We start from the raw sequence: 609 nt of genomic DNA on the forward strand, positions 1-609 counted from the left end.
CCCTTGAACAGCGCGAGCAGCCCTTCGTGCTGGCGATCCGCAGCAACGAGAAGCTCTGGGCGGTGCTGAACGACCATCTCGGTCAGCACGCTGCCTCGCGCCTGGCCGCTTGTTTGCCGGCCCAGGCCTGGCGACGTTTGTCGGCCGGGGCGGGCAGCAAGGGCGAGCGGGTCTATGACTGGGCGCGCCTGCGGCTGACCCGGCTCCAGCAGCCCCCCTGGGACCACTGGCTGCTGGTCCGGCGCAGCCGCACGGATCCGAAGGATCTCGACTACTACGTCGTCTTCGGCCCCGACAGGACCAGCCTGGCCACTCTGGCGCGTGTTGCGGGCCGGCGCTGGGCCATCGAGGAATGCTTCGAGGTCGCCAAGCAGGAGGTCGGCCTGGCCGACTACGAGATCCGCTCGTGGCACGGATGGTACCGGCACATCACACTGGCCATGCTTGCTCTGGCCTTTCTCGCCGGCATGCGCGTGAGGCTCAACGCCGCCTCGCGGCAAAAAGGGGGACCAGCAAACCCCCTCTCCAGTCGACTTCAGCACCGGCGAGATCCGCCATCTCATCAGCGACCTCCGACGCGCCGCTGGCCTCGTGCTGGACCGCCTCTTC

1 protein-coding gene is annotated in these 609 nt (G+C 68.5%); it reads left to right on the plus strand.

Going from position 1 to position 609, the window contains the following annotated elements; translation table 11 throughout:
• Window positions 1-609: IS701 family transposase (locus tag EAH89_RS31725; protein ID WP_456306551.1), on the plus strand; the 609-nt coding region annotated here is incomplete at both ends.

The organism is Muricoccus nepalensis (assembly GCF_006438825.1).
Classification (GTDB): Bacteria; Pseudomonadota; Alphaproteobacteria; order Acetobacterales; family Acetobacteraceae; genus Roseomonas; species Roseomonas nepalensis.